Below are 8,079 nucleotides of genomic sequence, written 5' to 3'. Positions count from 1 at the left end.
GCTTCACGCGATTTGAGGCGTTCTTCATAAAGCACCTGGCCCAGAGCGTCTTCGCCTGCGACCTGAAAGACCTGCTTGGCAAGATCGACCGCCACTGTCGTACAGGCCGACACATCGGTTGAAGACAGGGACTGTTTAAGCGTCGTATTCTTTTTCATGGACTCGCCCTCGCTGCCGTTGGCTTCTTAGACTGCCACCGTGGCGCATTGACGCCTCGGCGTGGGCGAGTCCATCCAATTACAGGTATGACCGGCACCATTGTAGGAGCAAGGCTTGCCCGCGATGAGGCCCTGTCTGCTTGCACAAAACGGCAAGATCTACACTTTACGGATGACGGTTGCGCACTAAACCCGCAAAATGCAACGATTCCAGAAACTATCAACGACATGGCCCGCGGGCCTTGTCGATAAAAGCCATCGTTCCAATCAGACTGGGCCTGCTGACTCTATGCGAATGCGCCTTATGTTACTGGGCGGCGGAAATGCCCTTGGGCAGGCGCTGATTCGCCTCGGTGCGGAGGAAGACATCGGTTTCCTCGCCCCCCGCCCCCCGCAAGACGGCTGGGATGCCGCGAGCCTGACGCAACTGCTCGACGACACCCGCCCGGACGCGTTGATCAACCTCGCCTACTACTTCGACTGGTTTCAGGCGGAAACAGTCAGCGAGCAACGTCTGGCCGGGCAGGAGCGAGCAATCGAGCGTCTGGCCGAACTGTGCCAGCATCACAACATTGTTCTGCTGCAACCCTCGAGTTATCGCGTGTTCGATGGCTCCCGTGCCACCGCCTACAGCGAGAAGGACGAACCGGTTCCGCTGGGACTGCGCGGTCAGTCGTTGTGGCGCATCGAACAAAGCGTTCGCGCGACTTGCCCGCAGCACGTGTTGCTGCGTTTCGGCTGGTTACTCGATGACAGTCCTGACGGCACGCTCGGGCGTTTCCTCGCGCGGGCCGAGACGCCTGAAGAACTGTTGTTGGCCGACGACCGCCGGGGCAACCCGACACCGGTCGACGATGCGGCCCGTGTGATCATCTCGGTGCTCAAACAACTCGATTGTGCCGCGCCGCTGTGGGGCACCTATCATTACGCCGGCCATGAGGCGACCACGCCGCTGGCACTGGGTCAGGCTATCTTGACCGAAGCACGCAGCCTGCATCCGCTGGCCATTGAAGCGCCGACCGCCCAGGCTCACGCCGCGCGACCGGATGCCGCCGAAGAGCCGCAACACGCGGTGTTGGCCTGCAAGAAAATTTTGCACACGTTCGGGATCAAACCTCGCGCCTGGCGCGCCGCACTCCCGGGCCTACTGGATAGGTTTTATCGCCATGGCTGACGGACCTGTTTTAATCACCGGCGGTGCCGGTTTCATCGGCTCGCACCTGACCGATGCCTTGCTCGCCAAGGGGCATTCGGTGCGCATTCTCGATGATCTGTCCACCGGCAAACGCAGCAACCTGCCGCTGGATAACCCCAACCTCGAATTGATCGTAGGTGATGTCGCCGACGCTGCTTTGGTGGCTCAGGCGATGGTCGGTTGCAGCGCCGTGGCGCACCTGGCCGCGGTGGCCTCGGTACAGGCCTCGGTGGCCGATCCGGTGAAGACTCACCAGAGCAATTTCATCAGTTCACTGAATGTCTGCGAAGCCATGCGCCAGGCCGGCGTCAAACGCGTGCTGTTTGCCTCCAGTGCGGCGGTTTACGGCAACAATGGCGAAGGTGAGTCGATTGACGAAGACACGCCCAAGGCGCCATTGACGCCTTACGCAGTGGACAAGTTGGCGAGCGAACACTACTTCGAATTCTACCGTCGCCAGCATGCGCTGGAGCCGGTGATTTTCCGCTTCTTCAACATCTTCGGCCCGCGTCAGGACCCCTCCTCGCCGTATTCTGGGGTCATCAGCATTTTCAGCGAACGGGCGCGCCAAGGTCTGCCGATTACCGTGTTCGGTGATGGCGAGCAGACGCGCGATTTCGTCTACGTCGAGGATCTGATTGAACTGCTGGTGCAGGCCATCGAAAAGCCGCAAGTTGAAGCCGGTGCGGTGAATGTCGGCTGGAACCAGGCGACCAGTCTCAAGCAATTGCTACAAGCGCTGGAAGCGCTGTTCGGTGAGTTGCCGCCCATCAGCTACGTCCCGGCGCGCTCTGGCGATATCCGCCATTCGCGGGCGAACAACCGGCGTTTGCTGGAGCGCTTTACCTACCCTGCGCAGACACCCATGAGTGTTGGCCTGGCACGGTTGTTGGGGCGCTGAGATTTTCGCGATCACAAAAAAGGCGCCTGTTGAGGCGCCTTTTTTATTGGGTCTGGCTGTGTGCTGTCTGGGCTGACGTCTTCGCGAGCAGGTCGAATCGTCGCACCGTCGCCCCCACAGTGGTTGTGTGTTGATGCACAGATCAAATGTGGGAGCGACGGTGCGACGATTCGACCTGCTCGCGAAGGGGGCTTAGAACTTGTAACCCAAACCAACCATGTAAACGAACGGGTCTACGTCCACATCGACTTTAGCCCGGGTACCCGGCGCAATTGCGTTGTTTTCAACGGTCGCGGTGGTGTCGATGTCGATGTAGCGTACCTGGGCGTTGATCAAGATGTTGTCGGTGATCATGTAGTCAGCACCAACCTGAAACGCCAGGCCCCATGAGTTGTCCGCTTCGAAGTTGCTGAAGCCCTTGGCCTGGGCTTCGCTGCCGACGTTTTCGTCGTAGATCACGGTGTAGTTGATGCCGGCGCCGAGATACGGTTGGAAATCGGACTTCGAGTCCAGCGGGTAGTACACGACACTCAAGGTCGGTGGCAGCTGTTTAATGGTGCCGAGTTTACCGTTGGCGGCTGAGCCCAGGGCAGTGCCTTTGAGCTTCACGTCATGCTCGAACGGGGTGGCTGCCAGCAGTTCGATCCCCCAGTGGCTGGTAAACATGTACGCGAAGTTCAGACCCAGCTGCGTGTCGCTGCTCAGGGTGGCTTCGCCACCCAGGTCTGCACCGGCCAGCGGGCCTTGATCGACCTTGACGCTGGAACTGTCGGCTTTTGGGTCGACGGTGATTGCGCCGGCACGAATAAGGATGTCGCCGGCCTCGAAGGCATGGGCGAGGGGGGCTGCGAGCGCGAGGGCAACCAGCGAGGCGCTGAGCAAAGACTTGTGCATGGGAGGGCTCCAAAGGGCGTTAAAAATTTTTGATGCCCAATGGTACAAATCCGTCTGATGCGGTCTTTTGATTCAGCTCAATGAAAACAGTGATGGGGCTTGTTTCTGTGGTGTAACTGAGGCCCTATCGCGAGCAGGCTCGCTCCCACAGGGATCACCTAAACCCTGTGGGAGCGAGCCTGCTCGCGATAGCTATCTTGTGGGCAACACAGAATTGCCGGATTCACTCCGGCAATTCATACACATAAATCTTGTTCGCCTCCATCTGATATCCGGCATCCGCCAACTCACTGGTTGATGCCTTGACCTGCATCGCCCCCTCGATCCAGTACGGTTGGTACAGCTCATCCAGCTTCACGCCGACTTCGCTTTTCACATGCACGATCTGGTTCGACGGCGGTGGCGGCACGTGGATGCACGCGCCGAAATACGGCACCAGCAGAAACTCCGTGGTACGACCGTCTTCACTCACTTCCAGTGGAACGATGTAGCCCGGCAGGCGAATATTCTGACCATCAAGGCTCTTCACCACCGGCGCATTCGGCATGTCCTGTCTGGCGGCGGGTGCCGACTCGGCAGACAGCGTGCTGCTCATCTGCGACAGGTCGTGCAGGGGCGTCATGTTCGGCACTTCCGGCGCGGCATCCGGCGGGATCATTTGCGACCAGGTCAGGTCTTTCGGCTCGGCTGCCCAAAGGGGCAGGGCGACCAGCATCAGCAGCGCAAGTAAGGCGCGGGGCATGTTCAACGTCCTCATAGTCGGATCGACAGGCCATCGGCCAACGATTGGCGATACGCGCGCCAGGCCGGCACGCTGCCCATCAGCAAGGCGGCGATCAGGATGCCACCGAGCAGCATCCATTCATACTCGCTGGGCCACGCGAGTGGCAGGTACAAGCCGTAATTGGCTTGCACGTAACCTTGGGCGGTGGCGATGCATACATAGAGCAATGCCACGCCGGCAATCACCCCGGACAGCGCCAATGCAAACGCCTCCAACACCAGCAAGGTCGCGATGTGCCACGGCCGGGCTCCCACCGAACGCAGTATCGCCATCTCGCGCCGACGTTCGTTCAGGCTGGTGAGAATCGCCGTGAGCATGCCGATCAACCCGGTCAGCACAACAAACAGCGAGACCACAAACAAGGCTTTTTCCGCCGTGCTCATCAAACTCCAAAGTTCTTGCAGCGCCACGCCGGGCAGGATCGCCAGCATCGGCTCGCCACGGAATTCATTGATTTCGCGTTGCATCGCAAAGGTCGAAATCTTGCTGTTGAGGCCGAGCATGAACGCAGTGATCGCTTGCGGCGTGAGGTCCATGTTGCGCGCCTGATCGGCACTGATCCGGCCGTTGCCTTGCGCTGGCACACCGTTGTGCCAGTCGACGTGAATCGCCTCCATGCCGCCAAGGCTGATGTGCAGCGTGCGGTCCACCGGGGTCCCGGTGCGTTTGAGAATGCCGACCACGGTGAATGGTTTGTCGTCGTGCTTGACCAGGCTGATCACCGCCACACCGTGGGCCAGTACCAGTTTGTCGCCGAGCTTGTAGTGCAATGCATCCGCCACTTCGGCACCGAGCACCACTTCAAACGGATCGGTGGCGAAGGCGCGACCGTCGGCCAGTTCCAGGTGCTGCTGATGGCCGTACTGGTAATGCTCGAAGTAGGCCTCAGTGGTGCCCATTACTCGATAGCCGCGATGGGAGTCGCCGAGGGACATCGGGATCGCCCATTTCACTTTCGGATTGTTGGCGAAGTGTTCGAAGCTGTCCCAGCGGATGTTGTTGGTGGCGTTGCCGATTCGGAACACCGAGTACAGCAACAGGTTCACCGAACCGGAACGCGCGCCGACGATCAGGTCGGTACCGCTGATGGTGCTGGCGAAACTGGCTTTGGCTTCGGTGCGCACTCGTTCCACCGCCAACAGCAGGCACACCGACAGGGCGATGGCGAACGCGGTGAGGAGGGCGGTGAAGCGCCGGTTAGCCAGACTGGCCATGGCTAGACGAAACAAATACATCTCAGACCTCGAACGGGGTGGCGGCGCGATTGAGTTCGGCCAGCGACAGGTGGCGATCGAACAGCGGTGCGAGGCTCTGGTCATGGCTGACAAATAACAGGCTCGACCCGGCTTCACGGCATTCGGCGAACAACAACCGAATGAAGTTTTCTCGCGCGTCGTAGTCCAGGGCCGACGTCGGTTCGTCGGCGATGACCAATTCCGGTTGACCGATCAACGCGCGCGCAGCGGCCACGCGTTGCTGCTGGCCGATAGACAGCGAGTCGGCGCGACGGCTGAGGATGCTTTCATCCTTCAAACCCAAATGAGCGAGCAGGGTGGCCGCTGCCTGATCGACGCTGCCGTGGCGCTGTTTCGCCCGTTCGGCGCGCAGCCTGGAGAAGTGGCAGGGCAGTTCGACGTTCTCGCGCACGGACAGAAACGGCAGCAAATTGAATTGTTGGAAGATGTAACCGGTGTGATCGACGCGGAAACGGTCGCGCGCACCGGCGCCGAGTTCGGTCAGTTCCTGGCCAAGCAGACGAATGCTGCCGCGATCCGGCTTCTGCACGCCACCGAGCAGGCCGAGCAGGGTGGTCTTGCCACTGCCGCTGGGGCCTTTGAGGAACAGGGTTTCACCAGGCTCCAGGCGAAACGCCGGGATGTCCAGCAATGGCGGGTGACCGGGCCAACTGAAGCCCAGGTCGGACAGTTCGATGAGTGCTTGGGTCATGGCGCCGATTTCATGGGTGTTGATAAACCTGTGGGAGCGAGCCTGCTCGCGAAACCGGTCTGACAGTCAACAGATGTGTTGAATGTGATGGCCCCTTCGCGGGCAAGCCCGCTCCTACATTGGATTTTCGGTGGATTCAGAATTTCAGGGCGGCCGCCTTGGCTGTCACTTCAATGCCTTGCTGGCCGCTCGGGCTGATCAGTTGTACCTGAATTTTCTGGGTCGCCGGGAACGTGTTGAAGATGTTCGCCAAGTCCAGGTTTTTCAGGGCGCCGGGAGCTGCGCAGGTGAATTGGTAGTGAGCGTGGATTTCGCTGTGATCGTGATGATGTTCGTTTTTGGCGTCTTCATCGTGGTCATCGGCGTCCGGTTTGTCACCGAACAACGGGCTTTCCAGTTCCTGCATGGCGATCACGCAACCGGCCGCTTTTGGCAGGTTGAACAGCACCAATGGTTTTTCGAGTTGCGCACGAACGGTGGCGACTTTGGCTTTGTCGGCATCCGTGGTGGCGGCGTGTTCGAAGCCCACCAGGTTCATCGCCGGGCTTTCAAGTTCCAGTTCCAGGGTCTGGCCGTCCAGCGCGGCATTCAAGCGACCGACGCCATGTTCGTGGGCGCCGAGGCTGCCGTGCTCATGATCATGTTCGTCAGCGGCGTGGGCGACGGCCAGCGGTAACAAGGCAAACGGCAAAGCGAGCAGCAGACGGCGCATGGCGGGTCCTCGAAAAGTAAAATGAAGTATTTGTTATGTAATCTTATAACGTAAGTGCGAGGAGTTTGACCGGCTACTTGGCGTTGCACAAGTCCCATGGGAGCATGCAGGTCAGAAATGTGCAGGAGCAGACGTATGTTGCGTATACGCGGAAGCATCGGCGACTGGCCGGTGGATTTGACGCTGGAGATGGATGACGGCGACTGGGCACGGCTCGGCGCGCAGTTGCAGGTGAGCCAGCCCGAGGCCAGTGTCGCCCCGGCCAAACCGGTGACTCAGGATGAGGCGTTGTGGCAGATCGCCAGGGACCTGTTGCGCAAGGCCGGGCAATTGAGCGGGCCGGATTTGCTCGATCAGCTGGAAGCTCTGACGGGCAGCGCGGCGTCGGGCAAGCGCTTGTTGGTGCGCTTGCGCCATAGCGCCGATGTGAAGGTGTCGAGCGGCGGCGATACGCCGCTCTACAGCTGGCAAGAGCCCTTGTAGGAGCACAGGCGGCTGGCGATGGCGATCTCAGGGACGCCATCGCCGGCAAGCCGTGCTCCTACAAGGTTGCTTAATACAGCGCAGCAAACAGCTTGCGGCGGTACGTGGTCACCAGCGGGTGGTCATTGCCCAACAATTCGAACACCTGCAGCAAGGTCTTGTGCGGCAAGCCTTCGCTGTAGCTGCGATTGCGGATGAACAGTTTCAGCAACGAGTCCAGCGCCGGCTCGTATTGCTGGCGAGCCAGTTGCTGAATGGCCAGTTGATACACCGCTTCATCATCCTGCGGATTTTTCGCCAGACGCGCTTTCAGGTCTGCCGCATCCGGCAAATCCTTGGCCTGGCCGAGAAACAGGATCTGCGCCTTGGCACCGGCCAGCGCCGCTTTGTGTTCATCGCTCTTGACCGCGTCGAGCACGGTTTGCGCTTCAACCAACTCACCGCGCTCGGTGAGGCAGCGGGCGTAGAGGATCAGCGCTTTGGCGTTGGTGTTGTCTTCGCCCAGCAACACTTTCAGTACGGCTTCGGCGTCGGCGAAACGACTGTCATCGAACAAGGCCTGAGCCTGCTCGAACGGGTCGGCGGCGGCCGGTGGCGGCATTTGTACGTGAGGCTCAAGCATCGCCCGTACGGCGGATTCCGGCTGTGCACCGGCAAAACCGTCGACCGGTTGACCATCTTTAAACAGCACCACGGTCGGCAGGCTGCGAATCCCGAAACGGGCGACGATGTCTTGTTCCAGATCGCAGTTGACCTTGGCCAGCAGCAACTCGCCCCGATAACTCTCGGTAATGGTCTGCAGCAATGGCATCAGCACTTTGCAGGGCGCACACCATTCGGCCCAGAAGTCCACCAGCACCGGTTTGTGGAAGGAGTTCTCGATCACCGACTGGTCGAAATCAGCAGTCGTGGCGTCGAAGATGTACGGCGTTTCCTGACTCATGGGGGATCTCTTGGAAGCGTGAATGGGGCAACTATAAGGCCAGGCGGGGTATGGCTGAAAGC

Annotated in this window: 9 protein-coding genes and 1 pseudogene; 3 read left to right on the top strand and 7 right to left on the bottom strand. The window is 60.0% G+C overall.

The annotated features are described in order from the left end of the window. A pseudogene (locus AC1DWM_RS28380) lies at window positions 1–113 on the bottom strand (IS110 family transposase); the annotation flags it as partial. A 334-nt stretch (window positions 114–447) separates the two neighbouring features. Between AC1DWM_RS28380 and AC1DWM_RS28375 the strand changes: the two are divergent. Together AC1DWM_RS28375 and AC1DWM_RS28370 are read left to right on the top strand one after the other, a co-directional pair. Beyond that, window positions 448–1,332, top strand: a complete 885-nt coding sequence (locus tag AC1DWM_RS28375) for a sugar nucleotide-binding protein (RefSeq protein WP_223521876.1) — start codon at window positions 448–450, stop codon at window positions 1,330–1,332. Next, window positions 1,325–2,254, top strand: a complete 930-nt coding sequence (locus tag AC1DWM_RS28370) for an NAD-dependent epimerase/dehydratase family protein (protein WP_477796709.1) — start codon at window positions 1,325–1,327, stop codon at window positions 2,252–2,254. Before AC1DWM_RS28375 ends, AC1DWM_RS28370 begins: the two co-directional genes overlap by 8 nt. A 192-nt stretch (window positions 2,255–2,446) precedes the next feature. On the opposite strand, the gene AC1DWM_RS28365 is transcribed toward AC1DWM_RS28370, so the two are convergent. The 5 genes from AC1DWM_RS28365 to AC1DWM_RS28345 form a co-directional block, all read right to left on the bottom strand. Further along, on the bottom strand, window positions 2,447–3,148 hold the full coding sequence (locus AC1DWM_RS28365) for an OmpW/AlkL family protein (RefSeq protein ID WP_223521880.1): 702 nt from the start codon (window positions 3,146–3,148) through the stop codon (window positions 2,447–2,449). Between the two features lie 223 nt (window positions 3,149–3,371). Then, the gene (locus AC1DWM_RS28360; RefSeq protein ID WP_223521882.1) at window positions 3,372–3,890 is read right to left on the bottom strand and encodes a DUF3299 domain-containing protein; all 519 of its coding nucleotides are present in this window, start codon (window positions 3,888–3,890) and stop codon (window positions 3,372–3,374) included. Window positions 3,891–3,901: 11 nt separating this feature from the next. Then, window positions 3,902–5,167, bottom strand: a complete 1,266-nt coding sequence (locus AC1DWM_RS28355; RefSeq protein WP_477796708.1) for an ABC transporter permease — start codon at window positions 5,165–5,167, stop codon at window positions 3,902–3,904. A 1-nt stretch (window position 5,168) separates the two neighbouring features. Then, complete coding sequence (locus AC1DWM_RS28350) at window positions 5,169–5,879, bottom strand: ABC transporter ATP-binding protein (RefSeq protein ID WP_223521886.1); 711 nt, start codon at window positions 5,877–5,879, stop codon at window positions 5,169–5,171. Window positions 5,880–6,015: 136 nt separating this feature from the next. Continuing rightward, window positions 6,016–6,591 carry a DUF2796 domain-containing protein gene (locus AC1DWM_RS28345; protein WP_223521887.1) on the bottom strand — a complete coding sequence of 192 codons (576 nt, stop codon included), beginning with the start codon at window positions 6,589–6,591 and terminating at the stop codon, window positions 6,016–6,018. Window positions 6,592–6,726: 135 nt separating this feature from the next. Here AC1DWM_RS28345 and AC1DWM_RS28340 point away from each other — a divergent pair, with 135 nt between their 5' ends. After that, on the top strand, window positions 6,727–7,074 hold the full coding sequence (locus AC1DWM_RS28340; RefSeq protein ID WP_223521890.1) for a hypothetical protein: 348 nt from the start codon (window positions 6,727–6,729) through the stop codon (window positions 7,072–7,074). A gap of 70 nt (window positions 7,075–7,144) precedes the next feature. Here the strand turns inward: AC1DWM_RS28340 and trxA are convergent, their stop codons facing one another. Beyond that, window positions 7,145–8,017: a thioredoxin gene (gene trxA / locus AC1DWM_RS28335; RefSeq protein WP_223521892.1), complete on the bottom strand. Its 873-nt coding sequence runs from the start codon at window positions 8,015–8,017 to the stop codon at window positions 7,145–7,147. Between the last annotated feature and the right edge of the window lie 62 nt (window positions 8,018–8,079).

Source organism: Pseudomonas sp. P4_C8, assembly GCF_056401975.1.
This window is presented reverse-complemented; position numbering and strand designations above follow the sequence as displayed.